The sequence below is a fragment of the Candidatus Centipeda massiliensis genome, assembly GCF_900290285.1.
GTDB classification, from domain to species: Bacteria; Bacillota; Negativicutes; order Selenomonadales; family Selenomonadaceae; genus Centipeda; species Centipeda massiliensis.
Map to the genome: position 1 here is coordinate 259,662 of NZ_LT985754.1, position 19,702 is coordinate 279,363.

Here is a 19,702-nt window from a genome sequence, read left to right on the forward strand (position 1 = left end):
CATGAAAAAAGAAGAACGGCAGGAATACTACCTGTTCAGCCCCTTTCTGCGCATCTTTCACTGGCTGATGGTCGCTGCGATCATCGTGCTCTTCATCACGGGCTTTCTGATCACAAAGCCTGTGGTCATCCTCGCCTCAGAGCCGACGAATACGCCGCTCCTCATGAATCTCGTGCGCAACATTCACTTCATCGCGGCGTTTGCGTTCTGTGCGGGCTTCATCGGGCGCGTCTACGGCTTCCTCATCAGCAAGGGCGATCGCCTCTTCCCGCATTTCTGGAAGAAGCAGTACTATCTGGATGCGTGGGAGGTTGTGCAGCACTATATCTTCCTGCGCACGTCTCATCGCCCGTTCCTGCGCAACCCCTTGGCGCGCGCGGCATACGCGGGGCTGTATGTGATGGTGGCGGTCGAGGTGCTGACGGGCTTTGCCATGTACTATATGACGGAGCCGTCCGCGATTGGCGGCATCCTCTTCGGCTGGGTGAACCGCGTTCTCGGCAACGAGTTTATGTCGCATTTCGTTCATCACTATGCGGCGTGGGCGATTATTCTCTTTGCGATTGGACATTTCTACCTCGTCATCCGTGCGGAGTTCATGGAGGGTGAGGCGGAGGTTTCAAGTATGTTCGCAGGCAGCAAGCTCCTGCGGCATACGCCGGCGGATGCACAGGATGTGGAGTAAAAATCAGGTTAGCTTGCGCGAGTCCAACGCAAACGCTTAGCTCCGCAGGCAATGAGCGCCCCTTCCACCGCTTCGCGGTCCCCCTCCCCCGCTGTGGCAGGGGAGGTATTCGGTGAGCGGTGATTAGCCTCCCCCGTCGCGACGGGGGAGGTGGCGCGCTTGCGAGCCGGTGGGGGCGTCTTGGGCAATCAAGGCAGACCTTCCGGTGGGGGCGTCTGTGACGCAAGAGAATACTCTCGTTAGAATACAAAGGAGATTTTTATGTGTAAGGAATGTGGCTGCGGGCTCGCGGAGAGCACGACGCACCTTCAGTTTTTTGTGAAGGGCTATACGGCGGAGAACGCTGCCGCCGTGGAGAAGGCACTGCTGGGGCTTCCTGGCGTCCTCTATGTGCATATACATACGCATGACGGTGAGACGACGGTGGACTATGATCCGGCAAAGACGAAGATGACGGAGCTGATCTCCACGTTTGCCGCGCACAATCTCTCGGCGGAGCTGTAGGATGCACGAGATGGCGATTGCCGAGGGCATCCTTGACATCGCCCTCACGCACGCGCGGGACAATGATGCGCAGCGCATTGAGCGCATCCACCTGCTCCTCGGGGAACTCTCGGGCGTGGAGACGGAGGCACTGACGCTTGCCTTTCGGGCGCTCGTGCGCGGGACAATCGCAGAGACGGCGGCGCTGACGTGGACGCGCGTCCCCTTTGCGGGACGCTGCCACGACTGCGGCAAAGAGCGCACCCTGCGCCCACAGGACTACCTCTGCCCCGACTGCGGCGGCGGGATGGAGTTCACACACGGGCGCGAGATGCGCGTCGACTATATAGAGATGGAATAGGATATGAAGGTAGTTGTAAAGGCGGACATCCTCGGCAGGAACGAGGCGGCGGCGGAGGAGAACGCGGCGCTCTTTGCGCGGCACGGCATCTACGCGCTGAACCTCCTCGGCTCGCCGGGCTGCGGCAAGACCTCACTGCTGGAGCAGACGCTTGCGCAGCTCGGAGATGAGCTGCGGATGGCGGTCATCGAGGGGGATCTCTTCACGACGAAGGACGCGGCACGCATCGAGCGCTGCGGCGCACCCGTCGTGCAGATCAACACGAGCGGCGGCTGTCATCTGGACGCGGCAATGGTCGCGGCGGCGCTTGGGAAGCTGGATCTCACGGCGCTCGACCTGCTCGTCATTGAAAATGTCGGGAACCTCGTCTGCCCCGCGGAGTTCGCGCTCGGCGAGGATGCGAAGGCGGTGGCGCTCAGCATCACGGAGGGCGACGACAAGCCGCTGAAGTACCCGCTGATTTTCAAGGAGTCGGCGGTGGCGCTCCTCAACAAGGTGGACATCCTGCCCTATACGAACTTCGATATGGCGGCGGCGGAGCGGGATATCACGGCGCTCCACCCCGGCATCGCGGTGCTGCCCGTCTCGTGCCGGACGGGCGAGGGTCTCGCGGCGTGGTACGATTGGCTGCGTGCGGCGGTTCGGGCGAAGAAAGAACGCACATGAGCATAGGAGGAAGGCGATGAGAATGATCCATGATGATCTGGTTGCGGTAACGCCCGTCACGGTGCTCGGGATTGGCAATATCATCCTGCGCGATGAGGGCTTTGGCGTACGCGCGATGGAGTATCTGAACGAGCATTTCCGCTTTTCGCCGGAGGTGCAGCTGCTCGATGGCGGGACGCTCGGCCCCGAGCTGCTCCACTTCATCACGGGGACGGAGAAGCTGCTCATCCTCGACGCCGTTGCGGGCGATGCGCCTGCGGGGACGGTCTACCGCTTTGAAAACGATGCGGTGATGGCGCATTTTCAGGAGAAGATGTCCTCGCACGAGATTGGGATTCAGGATGTGCTCGCATGGCTGACGGTCACGGATCGCGCCATTCCAAATGTGGTCGTGCTCGGTATGCAGCCCTACGAGGTGGCGGCGGGGCTTACGCTCAGTTCGGAGATGGCGGCGGCGCTGCCCGCATTCGCCCACCGCGCTGTGGAGGAGCTGATCCGCTGGGGGATTGTGCCCGTGGAGCGTCCACAAAAGAGCCGGCGGAGCGCATGAGCGTGCACGCCGATGGCGGTCTGATACATCCGGCGGGAGGCGCGCGTACAAGGCGCGCTTTTCGTGTTTCTGGGATTGTGCAGGGGGTGGGGTTCCGCCCCTTTGTCTATCGCCTTGCGGAGGCGTTTGCGCTCGCGGGTCGGGTATGGAACGACAGCGCAGGGGTCGGCATCGAGGCGGAGGGGGCTGCGGAGGCGCTCGACGCATTCGCGGCGGCACTGCGCACGGAGGCGCCGCTTGCCGCAGCCGTTGCCTCCGTGACGTTTTCGGAACTTCCGCCGACGGGCGAGGAGGGCTTTCGCATTCTGCCGAGTCCTGCGGGAACGGTCGCGCGGACGCTCGTCTCGCCCGATCTTGCCGTCTGTGCGGACTGCCGCCGTGAGATTTTGTCCACCGAAAACAGGCGGTATGGCTATGCCTTTACGAACTGCACGAACTGCGGGCCGCGCTACTCGATCATCAGGGGGGTGCCATACGACCGCCCGCTGACTTCGATGGCTCCGTTTCAGATGTGCCCTGCGTGCCAGCGCGAGTATGACGATCCCGCCGACCGACGCTTCCATGCGCAGCCGAATGCGTGTGCGGACTGCGGTCCCGCCTACCGACTGTTGGTGGACGGTGTGGAGCAGACGGGCGACCCCCTCGCGCGGGCGCGGGAAATGATCGCAGCGGGCGGCATTGTCGCTGTCAAGGGGATCGGCGGCTACCATCTCGCGTGCGATGCGCGGCGTGACGCGGCGGTGCGCCGCCTGCGGGAGCGGAAGCGGCGCGAGGCAAAGGCGCTTGCCGTGATGGCGGGCAGTATGGAACTGGTGCGGTCGCTGTGCGTCGTTTCCGATGAGGAGGCGCGGTGGCTGACCTCGCCTGCTGCGCCGATTGTGCTGCTCCGTCGGCGCACGGATGTGTTGGATGCCGTCGCACAGAGCGTGGCGCCGGGGAATGCGTATCTCGGTGTGCTCCTGCCGTATGCACCCGTTCACCTTCTGCTGCTCGATGCGGACGATCTCTGGGTGATGACGAGCGCGAACCGCTCGGGCGAGCCGATTGTCTATGAGGATGCGGCGGCGCAGGAGGCTCTTGCGGGGATTGCAGACGGGGTTCTCGCGCACAATCGGGAGATCGTGCACCGCGTTGACGACTCCGTCCTGCGCATGACGGCGGGCGGACGGCAGATGATTCGCCGCAGCCGGGGCTTTGCGCCGATGCCGCTCGCGCTGCCGACGGCAAAGGAGCGGTCGGTGCTCGCGGGCGGTGCGGAGCTGAAGAATACGTTCTGCCTCACGCGCGGCGCCGAGGCGTTTCTGAGCGAGCACATCGGAGATCTGACGGAGCGCAGTGTGCTCGCATCGTTCGAGGCGACGATTGCGCAGTACGAGCAGTTTTTCGAGGTGCGGCCGGAGGTGCTTGCAGCAGATCTGCATCCCGCATATCTCTCGGGGCAGTACCTTGCGGCGCGTGCCGCGCGGGAGGGACTGCCGCTCGTGCGTGTGCAGCACCATCATGCACACATCGCGGCGGTGCTCGCAGAATATGGATATGAGGGGCGCGTGCTCGGCGTCGCACTCGACGGGACGGGCTATGGGGACGACGGTACGGCATGGGGCGGGGAGTTCCTTGCTGCCGATCTCACGGGCTATGAGCGGTGCGCTCATTTTGCATATCTGCCGCTGCCGGGCGGCGACCGCGCGGCGGTGGAGCCGTGGCGGCTCGCACTCTGGGTGCTGCATGGGATGTATGGGGCGGAACTGGCGAAGCGTGCACCGCTCTTTGCGGGGGCGCTTCCCGCAGGGTGGGAGCTGCTCATGCAGGCGACGGCGGCGGGGGTAAATGCGCCGCCCACGTCGAGTGCGGGGCGGCTCTTTGATGCGGCGGCGGCGCTCCTCGGTGTGTGCCGCGTGAATACGTACGAGGGACAGGCGGCAATCGGACTCGAACTGCTCGCACGGCGGGCGCGGCGCACGGGTGTCGTGCTGCCGTATCGTGTGAACCGTGCAGCGGAGCCGATGATTCTTGACTTCGTGCCCGCGCTGCGCGCCCTTGCGGACGGTGCGGAGGAGCTGACGGACGAGGAGCGTGCGGGGCGTGCGCTCGACTTCCATGTGACGATGGCGGCGGCGGTCGCGGAGATGCTTGGCGTGCTCGCGGATGAGACGCGACTCCGCACGGTCGCGCTCGCGGGCGGGGTGTTCCAGAATGCCCTGCTGCTTGAGCAGCTGCTCCTGCGCCTCGCGGACTTCCGCGTTCTTCTGCCGCACCTCGTTCCGCCGAACGACGGCGGGATTGCGTATGGACAGGCGGCAGCGGCGCTCGCGCGGATGGAAGAGTAGAGGGGGCATCGCACTGCGGGGCGCTCACACCAATTGCCGTTATCAAAAGCCTCCCCTGCCAGAGCGGGGGAGGTGGCACGCGTTCGCGTGACGGTGGGGGCGCTTTGAGTGATATAGGCTTTCTATCGTAAGAAATGGATATGAGCAACGAGCGCCCCTATCGCCTCACTTTGCTCGGCACTTCCCCCGTCGCGGACGGGGGAAGCTGAGTGCCGTTATTAAGAGCCTCCCCTGCCAGAGCGGGGGAGGTGGCACGCGTCAGCGTGACGGTGGGGGCGCTTTGGGCGATATAGGCTTTCTATCGTAAGAAATGGATATGAGCAACGAGCGCCCCTATCGCCTCGCTTTGCTCGGCACTTCCCCCGCCGCGGACGGGGGAAGCTGAGTGCCGTTATTAAGAGCCTCCCCTGCCGGAGCGGGGGAGGTGGCACGCGTTCGCGTGACGGTGGGGGCGCTTTGGGCGATATAGGCTTTCTATCGTAAGAAATGGATATGAGCAACGAGCGCCCCCATCGCCTCGCTTTGCTCGGCACTTCCCCCGTCGCGGACGGGGGAAGCTGAGTGCCGTTATCAAAAGCCTCCCCTGCCAGAGCGGGGGAGGTGGCACGCGTTCGCGTGACGGTGGGGGCGCTTTGGGCGCGCAAGGATACGCTTTGATTGAGATGGAATCAAACAACATTTTACAGAATACAGAGGAGAAACTATGTGTTTGGCAGTTCCGGCGAAAGTCGTTGAGATCAATGATCAGCTTGCCTCGGTCGAACTGAATGGGGTGCGCCGCGCGGCGAGCCTCATGCTGCTGCCCGAGGCGGCGGTGGGGGACTATGTGCTCGTCCATGCGGGCTTTGCGATGCAGATCGTTGACCATGCAGAGGCGGCGCGGATTGAGGCGCTGCGTGCGGAGATGCACGGGGCGCCGCGTACGGTGGAGGGTCTCGGATGAGGAGCGCACAGGAGACGCAGCAGCTTGCGGCTGAGATACTTGCTAATATGCGCGCCCTCCTCCATGGGCGGCGCATCCGCATCATGGAGGTCTGCGGCACGCATACGGTGGCGATTTTCCGCGCGGGGCTGCGGCAGATTCTCCCCGAGGGCATTGAGCTCGTCTCGGGTCCCGGCTGCCCCGTCTGCGTGACGGCGGATGACTACATCGACGCGGCGATTGCCTATGCGGGGATGGAGGATGTCATTATCACGACGTTCGGCGATATGCTGAAAGTCCCAGGCACGCGCTCCAGTCTCGCCGAGGCACAGGCGCAGGGCGCGGATGTGCGCATCGTCTACTCGCCGCTCGACGCGCTTGCGATTGCGGCAGACAATCCGGCAAAGCAGGTCGTATTCCTTGCCGTCGGCTTCGAGACAACGGCACCGACGGAGGCGGCGGCGGTGCTTGCCGCAAAGGAGCAGGGGCTGCGGAACTTTTTCCTGCTGTCCGCACAGAAGCTTGTCCCGCCCGTGATGCGTGCGCTCCTTCATGGCGGTGAAACCCATGTCGACGGATTCCTCCTGCCGGGTCATGTCTCCGTGGTGACGGGGACGGAGGGCTTTGACTTCCTCGCGCGGGACTATTCTCTACCGGGCGTGGTCGGGGGCTTTCAGCCGCTTGAGATTCTGCGTGCGGTCGATCTGCTCGTGCGGCAGATCGCAGCAGGCGAGGCGCACATCGAGAACGCCTACGAGAGTGTGGTACGGCGGGAGGGCAACCCCGCCGCCCGCGCGGCGATGGAGCGCGTCTACGAGCCGGCGGCAGTGCGTTGGCGCGGACTCGGCACGATCCCCGCCTCGGGGCTGTCGATGCGCGAGGAATACGCGCAGTATGACTTTGCACGCGTGCGTCCGCTCTCCGTCGAGGTGCAGGGCGATGGGCGGCACGGCTGCCGCTGCGGTGAGGTGCTGCGCGGCGCGATTGTGCCGCGCGACTGTGCGCTTTTCGGCAGGGCGTGCGTGCCGGAGCACGCCGTAGGGCCGTGCATGGTGTCGGTTGAGGGAACGTGTGCCGCATGGTACAAATATGGGGGAGGACGGTTCCGCTATGGAGCATGAGGTCATTACGCTCGCGCACGGTGCGGGCGGGCAGCTCAGCCACGCCCTGATGGAGGAGGTCGTGCTGCCGGAGCTGGGCAATACGATCCTGAATGCACTGCATGACGGTGCCGTGCTGCCAACGGCGGGGCGCGCGGCGTTTACGACGGACTCCTACGTCGTGCAGCCGCATTTCTTCCCCGGCGGGAGCATCGGGCGGCTCGCGGTCTGCGGGACGGTCAACGATCTCGCGATGACGGGGGCGGTGCCGCGCTGGCTCTCGCTCGCTGTGATCCTGGAGGAGGGCTTTCCGATGGAGACCCTGCGCCGCATTGTGCGCGATATCCGCACGGCGGCCGAGGAGGCGGGCGTCCTCATCGTGACGGGCGATACGAAGGTCGTGCCGCGCGGCTGCGGGGACGGCATCTACATCAATACGGCGGGCGTGGGCGAGATGATCGAGGGCGTGGACATCGCACCCGTGAATATCAAGCCGGGCATGGACATCATCGTCTCGGGTACGCTTGGCGACCATGCGGCAACGGTGATGGCGGCGCGGCACAATCTGACGCTCCCGCCCGACATACGGAGTGACAGTGCGCCGCTCTGCCACATGACGGCGGCGATGCTCGCGGCGGCGCCGTCGATTGCCGTGCTGCGCGATCCGACGCGTGGCGGGGTGGCGGCGTCGCTGAACGAACTCGCAGCGGCGGCACAGGTCGGCATCCTGCTCGACGAGGCGGCGATTCCCGTGCATCCCGCCGTGCAGGGCGTCTGCGACCTCCTCGGCTTCGACCCGCTGACGCTCGCGAACGAGGGGAAGCTGCTCGCGTTCGTCCCGCCCGCCGACACGGAGCGCGTGCTCGCGGTGATGCACGCCGATCCGCACGGGCAGAGTGCCTGTGTGATCGGACACACAACGGCGGAGGCGGCGGGTACGGTGGGGCTCCGCACCCCGCTCGGCGGCATCCGCATCGTCGATCTGCCGCTCGGGGAGCTTGTTCCTAGGATTTGTTGAGGGGGCGACCTACCTAGGGAAGCACTGATAAATTCAGCCGCGCCATCTTGACGCATCTTTTTTGCCCGTACCGTGCCCTCGATCCTCCACATAGCTTTGGCTATGCGTCCGGTTTGCCTCCTTGTTCGGACGAAAAATCTACGCCAATCTGACGGACTTCATTTTATCAGCGATTCCCTAGAAGCCTCCCCCGTGCGACACGGGGGAGGGGGACCATGCGCAGCATGGTGGAAGGGGCGCCATGAGCGACATAGGCTATCTACCGTCAGAGAGTCGAAATAGCCACAAGAGCCCCTATCGTCACGCCTATGGCGTGCCACTTCCCCCGCTTCGGCGGGGGAAGCTGATCGTTGCGTGCCCTGTTTTCCGCGCACGAAAAAAGCGGGCAGTGGTCAGCCGCCCGCTTTTCCCTTATCTATGCTATAGTAGGATGATCGTAGGTCATTTTGTGAGGTGCACGTCGGGGATCTCGACATCGTGATGTGTGTCGGGATCGACATTCGTGTATACACCCGGTTTCGTCTCGTATGCTTTCAGGTTGTCCTCGTTCGCCTCAAGCATATCCGCGACGAACTGCTCCACTGCATCTGCAAAATATACTGCCATTCGTCATACCCCTTTTCCATCCATCGTCTGCGCTGCAGTACTTCTGTAGTTGCGTTTAATTTAGCACTTTTTTTTCTCTATGAGAAATATTGCTTTTTGATAAAACGATAGGTTAAGCCTATAAAAATTTTTTATAGTTCTGTGACATTTGCCCTGTTCAGCGCACCGTATATATAGTAATATAATAGTGAAATAGATTGCACAAATAGAGTAGCGTTGGGAGATGATTGGATGACGTTGGTACAGATGCGGTATTTCTACGAGGTCTGCCAGTGGCAGAACATCACGAAGGCAGCGGAGCACCTCCATGTCTCGCAGCCGACTGTCACCGTCGCCATGCAGGCACTTGAGGCGGAGACGGGGCTGAACCTCTTTCACCGCGAGGGGCGCAAGATCACGGTTACGACGGACGGTGCGAAGCTCCTTGGCAAGGTGTCCTATATTCTCACGGAGGTCGCACGCCTCGACAACGAGATCCGCGATATGGCGCACCGCCACGCGAAGGTGCGCATTGCGATGCCCCTGCAGCTCGGCGTGGTCTTCCTGCCGCACATCCTCGGCGATTTTCACCGCGATCACCCCGAGATCGACCTTGAGATCATCGAGACGGGCGGCGTGAGCGCGCTGCAGATGGTCGAGGAGGAAAAGCTGGATTTCGCGCTGACGAACTACACCGTCGATTTCAGCACGCGCCTCACGTACTCCAAACTCTTTGACTGCGAGTGCACCTTTGTCACGCGCCCCGACCACCCCCTTGCGGGGCGGCACGCACTCAGCATCACGGATCTGAAGGACGAGCCGCTCATCATGCTCGACAGCAATTTCTTCGTGGATCGTCTGGTGCAGGATGCCTACGGCCGCGCGGGCGAGAAGCCGAATGTCGTGCACTACTCGCCCTACCTCCACACGGTCAAGAATCTCGTCCACGCAGGGATCGGATCGACCTTCCTTGCGCGTCCGTCCGTGCTTCCGTCCGACAACTTTATCCAGATTCCGCTGATCGATCCCATCTTCATCAACAGCGGTCTCGTTACGAAGAAGGGGCGCCAGATCTTTGACGACGTGCGCCTCGTCATGAACTACCTGCGCGGGTTGACGAAGGAGCTGCTGGGGAGCGGAAAGAAGGGCTGAGGGGCTGCCTCCTTGTTCTGCGCCAATCTGGCAGACTTCATTTTAGCAGTGATCTTGCCCTACGTCCCCCGTCTTTGCAACATTTATTGTGCAAAGGCGGGGGCTTTGTGTTATAATGAAACGAATACTGTCTTTCAAACGACATCAGATACAGGAGTGTGAAACTACTTGTTCGGAATATCTTCGATTCTCAAACGCTTCCTTGGCGATAACAATGACAAGGAGATTGCGCGCTACCGCGAGATCGTCGCACAGATCAATGCGCTCGAACCCACGATGGCGAACCTTACGGACGACAAGCTGACGGGCTATACGCGGAAATTCCGCGAGCAGCTCGCAGAGGGTGTGACGATGGAGGAGATCCTCCCGGAGGCGTTTGCCGTCGTGCGCGAGACCTCGCGCCGCGTGCTCGGCATGCGCCACTTCGACGTGCAGATGATTGGCGGAATATGTCTCCACGAGGGGCGGATCGCGGAGATGCGTACGGGCGAGGGCAAGACCCTCGTCGCGACGACGGCGGTCTACCTCAACGCGCTGGAGGGCAAGGGCGTCCACGTCGTCACGGTCAACGACTACCTCGCACGGCGCGACAGCGAGTGGATGGGCAAGCTCTACCGCTACCTCGGGCTTTCGGTCGGACTCATCGCGCACAATATGGATTTCCCCGAGCGCAAGGCGGCATACGCGGCGGACGTGACGTTCGGCACGAACAACGAGTTCGGCTTTGACTACCTGCGCGACAACATGGTGCTGTCCGAGAGCCAGATGGTGCAGCGCCCGCTGCACTACGCCATCGTGGACGAGGTGGACTCCATCCTCATCGACGAGGCGCGCACGCCGCTCATCATCTCCGGCCCCGGCACGAAGTCCACGGACAACTACCGCGTCATGGCGGAGGCGGTGCGCCACCTGAAGGAGGGTGAGGACTACACGGTCGACGAGAAGCAGAAGACCGTCGCGCCCGCGGACAGCGCCGTGCCGAAGATCGAGAAGATCGTCGGCATCCAGAACCTCTACGCGCCCGAGAACATCGAGCTGTCCCACTGCTTCACGGCGGCACTGCGTGCAAAGGCGCTGATGCACCGCGACCGCGACTACGTCGTCAAGGGGGACGAGATCGTCATTGTCGACGAGTTTACGGGGCGTCTGATGGAGGGACGGCGCTACTCGGACGGCCTGCATCAGGCAATCGAGGCGAAGGAGGGCGTCAAGATCCAGCGTGAGTCACAGACGCTCGCGAGCATCACGTTCCAGAACTACTTCCGTATGTACGACAAGCTCGCGGGCATGACGGGCACGGCAAAGACCGAGGAGAACGAATTCCTCAAGATCTACAATCTGCCCGTCATCGTCATCCCGACGAACAAGCCCATTCAGCGCATCGACGAGCCGGACGTGATCTACAAGACGAAGGCGGCGAAGTACCGCGCCGTCGGACGTGCGGTCAAGGAGATCCACGAGACGGGGCAGCCCGTCCTCATCGGTACGACCTCGATCACGCAGTCCGAGGAGATGTCGAATGTCCTCAAAAAGAACGGCATTCCGCACGTCGTACTGAATGCGAAGTTCCACGAAAAGGAAGCCGAGATCGTCGCCAACGCGGGGCAGAAGGGCGCTGTGACCATCGCGACGAACATGGCGGGGCGCGGCACGGACATCAAGCTCGGCGAGGGCGTTGAGGCACTCGGCGGTCTTTACATTGTCGGTACGGAGCGGCACGAGTCGCGGCGTATTGACAATCAGCTGCGCGGACGCTCGGGGCGTCAGGGCGACCCCGGTGCGTCGAAGTTCTTCCTCTCGCTTGAGGATGATCTCATGCGCCTCTTTGCCTCCGACCGCATTGCGGGCATCATGGATCGCCTCGGCATGGAGGAAGACGAGCCGATTGAGCACGCGATCATCACGCGCTCGATTGAGCACGCGCAGAAGAAGGTCGAGGCGCGCAACTTCGACATCCGCAAGCACGTCCTTGAGTATGACGATGTCATGAATCAGCAGCGCGAGGTCATCTACGGCGAGCGCAGGAAGATCCTCAAGGGGGAGAACCTGCGCGAGAACATCCTCGCGATGGTGAAGCACATCATCAAGGACGAGATGACGCAGTACGCGAACGAAAAACTCTACCCCGAGGAGTGGCAGCTGGACGCGCTCATCGAGGACGCGGAGAAGGTGTATGCGCCGCAGGGACGCCTCAAGAAGGAAGAGCTTGAGCAGCTCGCACGCGACGAGATCCAGGAGACGCTGGAAAAGGTCGCCGAGGAGGGCTACGCGGCGCGTGAGCAGATGTTCGGCGCGGAGAATATGCGCGAGCTCGAAAAGGTCGTCATGCTGCGCGTCGTGGATCAGAAGTGGATGGATCATCTCGATCACATGGATATGCTGCGCGAGGGCATCAACCTGCGTGCGTATGGACAGCGCAATCCTCTGGTCGAGTACAAGATCGAGGCGCTCACGATGTTCGAGGAGATGGAGGCGTCCATCATGGATCAGATCGCCTCGCTCATGTACCATGTGAGTATCGTGACGCCGCAGGCGGCTGCTGCTGCGCCTCCCATGTCGGAGAACGGCACGCCGCGCCCCGCGCCCGTGGTGGACGAGGGGGCGCAGCGCCGCGCGGAGCAGCTGCTTGCACGCGAGCGCTCGAAGCTGGAGGATCACCTCATGAATGCGCGCGCCTCGCACGGCGACGAGTCCGTGCCCGCCGAGGCAAAGTCGGCGAAGAAGAACGAGGACGGGAAGAAGGTCGGGCGCAACGATCCGTGCCCCTGCGGCAGCGGCAAGAAGTATAAGAACTGCCACGGGAAGGATAAGTAATTTAGCGTCTACGTCAAATGTTACGGACGTGCGAGCTCCTCGCAGAACCCTCGTTACACAAGCGGTCGGGCACTTATCTGCCGAAATACCTGCGGATTCCAAACGCGCTTCGCTTGAACGGTTAAAATCCGCAGGGGGCAGAACGTGCCCTCTCTTCCGCTCGCTCCACTAGGGTTTGCTACGGAGCATCGCCGTCCGTACTTCCCCATGACATTATCATAGAGATGTAATTTAAGGAATCAACTATGCTGGAAGATCTGAAACCGATACTGAATGATCTGGGCGAAAAGCTCGATCAGATGCGCATCTCTCTGGAGATCCCCGCGAAGGAGGAGAAGATCGCCGAGCTCGAATACAAGATGAGCGAGCCGTCCTTCTGGGACGATGCGGCGGCGGCGCAGAAGCTGAATCAGGAGCTCGCCGCCTTGAAGGGCGGGGTGGACACCTATAAGAACCTCATGGCGAAGTATGAGGACGCTGAGACGCTGTATGAAATGGGCATCGAGGAGAACGATCCGTCGATGGAGGGGGACATCCGCGCGGAGCTTGACCTCATCGCGGATGGACTCGAAACCCTCCAGCTTGAGGTGCTTCTCTCGGGCGAATACGACGCGAACGATGCCATCTTGACGCTCCACGCGGGCGCGGGCGGCACGGAGGCGCAGGACTGGACGCAGATGCTCCTCAGGATGTACGGCCGCTGGGCGGAGCGGCACGGCTTTACCGCCCTAACCGCCGATCTGCAGCCGGGCGATGAGGCGGGCGTGAAGTCCGCGACGCTCTTTATCAAGGGGCACAATGCCTATGGCTTCCTCAAGTCCGAGAAGGGCGTGCACCGCCTTGTGCGCATCTCGCCGTTTGACTCGCAGGCGCGGCGGCACACGTCCTTCTCCGCGTGCGATGTCATGCCGGAGATCGACGATGCGGTCGAGGTTCCCATCAATATGGACGATGTGCGCGTCGACTATTTCCGTGCGAGCGGCGCGGGTGGACAGCACATCAACAAGACCTCGTCCGCCGTGCGCATGACGCACGAGCCGACGGGCATCGTCGTGCAGTGCCAGAACGAGCGGTCGCAGCTGCAGAACAAGGAGCAGTGTCTCAAGATGCTCCGCGCGAAGCTGTTTGAGCTGGAGCAGGAGAAGAAGGAAGAGGAGATCGCGAGGCTCGAAGGCGTACAGCAGAAGATCGAGTGGGGCAGCCAGATCCGCTCCTACGTGTTCCAGCCGTACACGATGGTGAAGGATGTGCGCACGAACGCCGAGACGGGCAACGTGCAGGCGGTCATGGACGGGGACATCGATCCCTTCATCCGCGCGTATCTCAACGCAAAGGCGAACCACGAGTTTTAAGGAAGCACTGATAAATTCAGCACCGCCATCTTAACGCATCTTTTTTGCCCACACAACGCCTGCAAATCCTCCACATAGCCCTTGCTATGCGTCCGGTTTGCCTTCTAGTTCGGACGAAAAAATCTGCGCTAATCTGAGGGTCTATTTTATCAGCGATTCCTTTAAGGAGTTCATCATCATGTGGAAAGTATCAGCCGTCATCCTGTTCCTCGTTTTCAGCCTCGTCTGCGGCATCTTTGCGCTGCCGTATGGGGTTACAACGATGGTGACGGACGGGCTGCGCGAGCGCACGGGCGCACAGGATGTGCAGCTTTCGATCATCGACAGCCCGCGTCTCATATTCGGCGAGATCGGTGCCATCGACGGCGTGATCCGTCAGGGGCGCATCGGAAAGGTGTTTGTACGTGAACTGACGGTCACGGGCAAGCACTTGCGCTTTGATGTGGGGACGCTTCTGCGTGATCAGCAGCTCGTCCTCACCGATGCGGAGAGCGTTCAGATGCGCGGTGTGGTGGATGCGGACGCGATCCGCGAACTCGTCACGAGCGAGGCGGACAAATTCAGTGATGTCGCCGTGACGGTGCATCCCGGTGCCGTCCTCACGACGGCAAGGACGCGCGCCTTTGGGCAGACCTTTGAGGTCACGCTGGAGGGCGGCTTCTTTATCGAGAATGGCGACCTCTACTACAAGGCAACGCACATCGCCGCGCGCGGCATGGGACTGAACGTGCTGAGCCTTGACGGTCTCTTCCCCGATCTGCTCGTCGCGCGTGCCGATACACTTCCCTTTGGGCTTGGGTTCGAGAGCATCGAGGAGAAGGACGGCGTTGTGATCCTCACGGCGGGGGAATAAGGAATCATCTATGAAGAAATTTTACTATCATCCGATCCTCCTCGCGGCGATCCTCGTTGGCTTCATTGCGAGTCTCCTCATCGGCATGGAGCGTCACGAAGTCGAGGAGGATACGCGTACGGTGGAGCTTGCCATCGACTACGAGGGACTCTTGGAGCTTGCCGCGCGTGAGGGCGTGCCTGCAGGCGAAGTCCTCGCCCGCGCAAGGGAGGCGGGCATCACCTCGCTCGCCGTCTACGAGACGACGTTCAAGAAGTTCAACGAGAACGGCAAGGCAAGTGCCGTGCCGGGCGCGGATATCCTCGCTGCCTACCATACGGGGACGCTGACCGATCCGCGTTGGCGTGCACTCGTCGAGGAAGGCAAGATCGTCGGTACGGAGATCTACGTCGTCGTGCACGACCCCGTGATCGGTGCCGAGCTGAAGGAGGATCTCCTGCGCCGCTTCGGCACGCAGCGCATTACGGTGCACACGGTCGGCACGGACGAGATCATTGCGGTCAAGGATCACTACGAATCGTTCCTCAAGCGCAACATTGGGCTGCCGACCGACGAGATGCGCGCCGTGAACGCTGCGGGCTTCGACGTGCTCGCGCGCCCCTCGAACTATGCAGCCTGCACGCCGGAGGATGTGCACGCCGTTTTCCAGCGCATGGATGGAATCGCCGTCTCGGCGATTGTCTTTTCGGGGCAGGAGACGCTTGGCGCACCGAAGGCGCTGCAAGCCACCATTGACGAGATGAACGCACGCCGCCTCACGCTTGGGCTGATCGAGGGCGTGACCCAGCTGCAGTTTTACAAGCAGCAGGGCATGGACGAGATCGCAAAGGGCATCGGCTATGACCGCGTCGCACGCCTCTACGCCATTCCGCAGGATGAGCTGAAAAAGCTCAAGATCGCAGATGCCGTTGAGCGTTGGGAGACGACGGACGAGGAGCGGAACATCCGCATCAATCTCCTGCGCATCTACGAGGAACCCGCGCCGAACATGACCCTCCTCGAAACGAATATGAAGTACTTCGCCGACACGCGTGCGGCGCTTGAGGCAAAGGGCTTTCACATCGGGCGCGCAGGAACGTTTGCCATCTATGCGCCGTCGCAGATGCTGCGCGCACTTGTCATCATGGGCGTTGCGGCAGCGGGCGTGCTCTACCTCTCGCTCGTCATCCCTGCGCTGAACCGTCGGCGTAAGGCGGTTCTGCTCTTTTTCGCCGTGGCGGCGCTCATCTCCATGATGCCCGTCCTCATCGGTGCGGGCAGCAAGGTGCGGATCGTCGCGGCACTCCTGAGTGCGAATCTCTTTCCGGCGCTCGCGCTCGTGGCACTGCTCGATCTCCTGCGCGGGCGGCGCTTCCAAAAGGATGCGCCCACATGGCGCATTCTCGTTGCGGGGCTTGTGCTCCTCGGCATCACGAGTGCGCTTTCGATGATCGGAGCCTCCTATCTCTCGGGTGCACTCGCTGACACGCGCTATCTCCTTGAGTTCGACATCTTCCGCGGGATCAAGCTGACCTTTGTCCTGCCGATGATTCTCGTCGCCGTCGCCTTTATGCAGCGGTTTGACATCTTTGACGGACAGTTTGACGCCTCGGCGGGTGTCCTCGGTCAGCTGCGCGAGATCATGGCAACGCCTGTGCGCGTCGGCTCGCTGCTCGGCGGACTCGTCCTCATCGGGGCGCTCATCGTTTTGGTGCTGCGCAGCGGGCACACCTCGGGCATGCCCGTGCCCGGCATCGAGCTGAAGATGCGCGCGGCACTTGAGCAGCTGTTCTACGCGCGCCCGCGCACGAAGGAGTTCATGATCGGACATCCCGCGTTCCTGCTCGCTCTCTACGGTGCAGCGCGGCGGTGGCGGACATGGATCCTCTTCGGACTCGTGCTCGCGGCGACCATCGGACAGGGGTCGATGGTCGAGACCTTTGCACACATGCGCACGCCGATTGAGATGTCGCTTGTGCGCGGCATCGGCGGCGTATTCCTCGGCGGTGCCATCGGCGCCGTGCTTGTGGCACTGGTGGCGGCGTGGAATCACCTCTTGGAGCGCGTGTGGAAAGCAGTATAGTATCGCCTCCTTGCAGGGGCGGAAGGGGCGCTTTGAGCGAGGGGGCGTTTCTGTCGTAAGAAAGTCACATGAGCCACGAGCGCCCCTATCGACACGCCTTTGGCGTGCCACTTCCCCCGTTTTGACGGGGGAAGCTAAGGAAGCACTGATAAATTCAGCCGCGCCATCTTAGCGCATCTTTTTTGCCCGCTCAATGCCTGCAAAACCTCCACATAGCTTTGGCTATGCGTCCGGTTTGTCTCCTTGTTCGGACGAAAAATCTATGCCAATCTGCAGGATTGTTTTATCAGTGATTCCCTAAAATGTCGTAAATCAAAAGCCTCCCCTGCCGCAGCGGGGGAGGTGGCGAACGAAGTGAGCCGGTGGGGGCGCTTTGAGCAATCAAGGAAGATCATCATAGGAATGGGAAACGGAACGGAGGGCATTTCACCCGATGAAGCGGATCGTTGTATCGGGGTACTACGGAGCGAAGAACGCGGGCGATGAAGCCATGCTCGCGGCAATGCTTGAGGTACTCGCGGATTTGGACCCGGAACTTCATATCACCGTAATCAGTGCGGACCCTGCCGACACCGAACGGCGCCACGGCGTGCACGCCGTCGGTTCGTTTGATGTGGGCGGGATCCTCGGCGCACTGCGCCGCGCAGACCTGCTCATCAGCGGCGGCGGCAGCCTCCTCCAGAACGTCACGAGCCGCCGCAGCCTCTACTACTACATGGGCATCATCCTGCTCGCCCTCCTGCTCCGCAAAAAGGTCATGCTGTATGCACAGGGCATCGGCCCCGTTACGGGACGTTTTGCCTGTCGCTGCATGCGCTGGCTCGGCAACCGCGTCTCCCTCATCACGGTACGCGACGAGGGATCCATGGCGGAGCTGCGCCGCCTCGGCATCACGCACCCGCCGATGGAGTGTACGGCGGATCCCGTGCTCGGCATCCATCCCGTCGGTCGCGGGGCAGGGCGTGCCATCCTCAGCCGCTATGGGGCGGACGGCGCAAAGCCCGTCGTCGGCATCTCCGTGCGCGACTGGCAGGGCTGGCAGCACTACAAGGAGATCCTCGCAGAGATCAGCGACGCCATTGTCCGTGAGCTGGACGCGCGCGTCGTCTTTCTCCCCATGCAGTACCCCGAGGACGTGCGGACGGCAAAGACCGTTGCCGCATGGACGCGCGAGGACTGCACCGTCCTCGCCGATGAGTACACGACGGGCGAGCTGCTCTCCCTCGTTGCCAACATGGATCTGATGATCGGCGTGCGCCTCCATGCGCTCATCTTCGCCGGCGTCATGGGCGTTCCCATGATCGGGATCTCCTACGACCCGAAGGTCGACCGCTTCCTGCGCTCCATCGGCGAAAAGCCCGTCAACGACCTGCAGGACATCACCACCGCGAGCGTCCTCAAGGAGGTGCGCCGCAAATGGGCGGCACGCCACGCGTTTACGGAGGGAAATGCCGAGCTCCTCGCCAAGATGCGCAGCCTCGCCGCCCGCAACGCCGAGCTTGCGATGGGGCTGGTGCGTTGAATTAGTATAATGATACGTTTATATGCAAGGATGATTCCTGTGGAGATGACAGTATTTCATGGAACCTGTTCTGCGCATAGAAGATCCATAGAGGAGTGTGGTCTCGACCCTGATAAGACACAGTATAGTGAACAACATTGGTTGGGGCAGGGACTTTACTTTTTTGAGGAAACATCAAAAGCGCAATGGTGGGCAACAAATATTTCCAGGAAATACCCGGACAGCTTTGTACTTATATATCAAGCGCTGATCAAAGCACCGACAAACAGAGTGCTGAATCTTGATAATTCGTGCGAACTGGATGCTTTTTGTACGGAAATGGCGGACTGTTTGCGCCAACCGTCACAGGGAAGCAGCGGGAAACAGCCAATTCTGTCGATGGATATGGGACGCGCTGTTTTTCTGGATTATTATAAAAAGAAGCATGATATAGCAGTCACTATTTATACGTTTGAAAAAGAATACGCAGGATACACCAGGCCAAGAAGCAGAGAAGATCTAGAGCTTCAAAAAAAGCTTTTGCAGAAGTTGCATATCAAACATCACGAAAAACAAATTTGTGTGTCGGATAAGACGGTCATTCAGAATACGCAACTGTACTATGATGAAGAGGAGGAAATACTGTGAAATTTGATAGAGCGTTATTTGACGCAATCTGCGAATCATACGGTGTCGAATTTTGTGAAGGTTATGATCGACCTATGCTGAGAGAAGCGGATGGCAGTATTCATTCTCTTGGAGAAAATGATGTGAAGCGCATGTTTTCTTCTCGCGTTTATAATATTCCTCAACAATGTGTCTATGAAAGTAATGATATACTGGCTGTTGCCTGTTAGGAGAGTATCATGAAGTTGAATGTCATGACAGAATATCATAGCCCACTCACATTGGAGAAACTGGAAATTGTAGAAGGGATATTTCGCAAGAAGGACAGCGTAGTTGACGAGTTGGATCTTACAATTCGTCCGCAATATCGTGTGGAGGAACAAAGCGGCGATTTCTACTGCGTTACGCTGTCTTTGACGCTTGCGGATAAAAATGAAGAAATCTACATTCATGTCAAGGGGAAAGCGTTGTTTCATACAACATCCGATAACCGAATCCTGATCCAAAAAAATACACTTGCGATTATGTTTCCTTATTTACGCAGCTACATAACGTCTCTTACAGCAAATCCTGGCTTCACGCCTATCGTGCTGCCTCCGATGAATATTGTTGCGATGCTTGAGGAGATGGATAAATCGTAAGAT

The 19,702-nt window shown here is 60.8% G+C and carries 19 protein-coding genes and 1 pseudogene; 18 read left to right on the forward strand and 2 right to left on the reverse strand.

What is annotated here, in order from left to right:
- Position 1: 1 nt before the first annotated feature.
- From cybH to hypE, 9 genes are all read left to right on the forward strand, one after another.
- Complete coding sequence (cybH, locus tag C8273_RS01315) at positions 2-685, forward strand: Ni/Fe-hydrogenase, b-type cytochrome subunit (RefSeq protein WP_106626059.1); 684 nt, start codon at positions 2-4, stop codon at positions 683-685.
- Between the two features lie 261 nt (positions 686-946).
- The gene (locus C8273_RS01320; protein ID WP_106626060.1) at positions 947-1,189 is read left to right on the forward strand and encodes a heavy-metal-associated domain-containing protein; all 243 of its coding nucleotides are present in this window, start codon (positions 947-949) and stop codon (positions 1,187-1,189) included.
- Between the two features lies 1 nt (position 1,190).
- Entirely contained in the window at positions 1,191-1,529 is a 339-nt protein-coding gene (locus C8273_RS01325) for a hydrogenase maturation nickel metallochaperone HypA/HybF (RefSeq protein WP_106626061.1), read from the forward strand.
- Between the two features lie 3 nt (positions 1,530-1,532).
- Positions 1,533-2,195 (forward strand): hydrogenase nickel incorporation protein HypB, encoded by a 663-nt coding sequence (gene hypB / locus C8273_RS01330; RefSeq protein WP_106626062.1) that lies wholly within the window; start codon positions 1,533-1,535, stop codon positions 2,193-2,195.
- Positions 2,196-2,211: 16 nt separating this feature from the next.
- Positions 2,212-2,745, forward strand: coding sequence for a HyaD/HybD family hydrogenase maturation endopeptidase (locus C8273_RS01335; protein ID WP_106626063.1), 534 nt, complete (start codon positions 2,212-2,214; stop codon positions 2,743-2,745).
- Positions 2,742-5,072 carry a carbamoyltransferase HypF gene (gene hypF, locus C8273_RS01340; RefSeq protein WP_106626064.1) on the forward strand — a complete coding sequence of 777 codons (2,331 nt, stop codon included), beginning with the start codon at positions 2,742-2,744 and terminating at the stop codon, positions 5,070-5,072. Before C8273_RS01335 ends, hypF begins: the two co-directional genes overlap by 4 nt.
- Before the next feature lie 703 nt (positions 5,073-5,775).
- Positions 5,776-6,015 (forward strand): HypC/HybG/HupF family hydrogenase formation chaperone, encoded by a 240-nt coding sequence (locus C8273_RS01345; RefSeq protein WP_106626065.1) that lies wholly within the window; start codon positions 5,776-5,778, stop codon positions 6,013-6,015.
- The gene (gene hypD, locus C8273_RS01350) at positions 6,012-7,115 is read left to right on the forward strand and encodes a hydrogenase formation protein HypD (RefSeq protein ID WP_106626066.1); all 1,104 of its coding nucleotides are present in this window, start codon (positions 6,012-6,014) and stop codon (positions 7,113-7,115) included. Before C8273_RS01345 ends, hypD begins: the two co-directional genes overlap by 4 nt.
- Positions 7,105-8,112, forward strand: a complete 1,008-nt coding sequence (gene hypE, locus C8273_RS01355; RefSeq protein ID WP_106626067.1) for a hydrogenase expression/formation protein HypE — start codon at positions 7,105-7,107, stop codon at positions 8,110-8,112. Before hypD ends, hypE begins: the two co-directional genes overlap by 11 nt.
- A gap of 441 nt (positions 8,113-8,553) precedes the next feature.
- On the opposite strand, the gene C8273_RS12700 is transcribed toward hypE, so the two are convergent.
- Positions 8,554-8,718: a hypothetical protein gene (locus tag C8273_RS12700; RefSeq protein ID WP_199820974.1), complete on the reverse strand. Its 165-nt coding sequence runs from the start codon at positions 8,716-8,718 to the stop codon at positions 8,554-8,556.
- A gap of 231 nt (positions 8,719-8,949) precedes the next feature.
- Between C8273_RS12700 and C8273_RS01370 the strand changes: the two genes are divergently transcribed.
- From C8273_RS01370 to prfB, 3 genes are all read left to right on the forward strand, one after another.
- On the forward strand, positions 8,950-9,849 hold the full coding sequence (locus C8273_RS01370) for a LysR family transcriptional regulator (protein WP_106626068.1): 900 nt from the start codon (positions 8,950-8,952) through the stop codon (positions 9,847-9,849).
- Positions 9,850-10,017: 168 nt separating this feature from the next.
- On the forward strand, positions 10,018-12,663 hold the full coding sequence (gene secA, locus C8273_RS01375; RefSeq protein WP_106626069.1) for a preprotein translocase subunit SecA: 2,646 nt from the start codon (positions 10,018-10,020) through the stop codon (positions 12,661-12,663).
- Positions 12,664-12,908: 245 nt separating this feature from the next.
- Positions 12,909-14,015 carry a peptide chain release factor 2 gene (gene prfB / locus C8273_RS01380; protein WP_106626070.1) on the forward strand — a complete coding sequence of 369 codons (1,107 nt, stop codon included), beginning with the start codon at positions 12,909-12,911 and terminating at the stop codon, positions 14,013-14,015.
- Here prfB and C8273_RS13470 read toward each other — a convergent pair.
- Positions 14,012-14,119, reverse strand: a pseudogene (locus C8273_RS13470) (secretion protein HlyD); the annotation flags it as partial. The gene prfB and the pseudogene C8273_RS13470 sit on opposite strands and share 4 nt — an antisense overlap.
- Before the next feature lie 74 nt (positions 14,120-14,193).
- Between C8273_RS13470 and C8273_RS01390 the strand changes: the two are divergent.
- The 6 genes from C8273_RS01390 to C8273_RS01415 all read left to right on the forward strand — a co-directional run bounded on the left by C8273_RS01390 (position 14,194) and on the right by C8273_RS01415 (position 19,699).
- Positions 14,194-14,868, forward strand: coding sequence for a hypothetical protein (locus C8273_RS01390; protein WP_106626071.1), 675 nt, complete (start codon positions 14,194-14,196; stop codon positions 14,866-14,868).
- 10 nt (positions 14,869-14,878) lie between these two features.
- Positions 14,879-16,930 carry a DUF5693 family protein gene (locus C8273_RS01395; RefSeq protein ID WP_106626072.1) on the forward strand — a complete coding sequence of 684 codons (2,052 nt, stop codon included), beginning with the start codon at positions 14,879-14,881 and terminating at the stop codon, positions 16,928-16,930.
- Between the two features lie 433 nt (positions 16,931-17,363).
- Positions 17,364-18,452, forward strand: a complete 1,089-nt coding sequence (gene csaB / locus C8273_RS01405; RefSeq protein ID WP_106626073.1) for a polysaccharide pyruvyl transferase CsaB — start codon at positions 17,364-17,366, stop codon at positions 18,450-18,452.
- Between the two features lie 39 nt (positions 18,453-18,491).
- A complete protein-coding gene (locus tag C8273_RS01410; protein ID WP_106626074.1) occupies positions 18,492-19,079 on the forward strand; it encodes a hypothetical protein in 588 nt (195 codons plus the stop codon).
- The gene (locus C8273_RS12605; protein ID WP_159060725.1) at positions 19,076-19,288 is read left to right on the forward strand and encodes a hypothetical protein; all 213 of its coding nucleotides are present in this window, start codon (positions 19,076-19,078) and stop codon (positions 19,286-19,288) included. Before C8273_RS01410 ends, C8273_RS12605 begins: the two co-directional genes overlap by 4 nt.
- Before the next feature lie 9 nt (positions 19,289-19,297).
- Positions 19,298-19,699 carry a protein-export chaperone SecB gene (locus C8273_RS01415; protein ID WP_106626075.1) on the forward strand — a complete coding sequence of 134 codons (402 nt, stop codon included), beginning with the start codon at positions 19,298-19,300 and terminating at the stop codon, positions 19,697-19,699.
- The last annotated feature ends 3 nt before the right edge of the window (positions 19,700-19,702 follow it).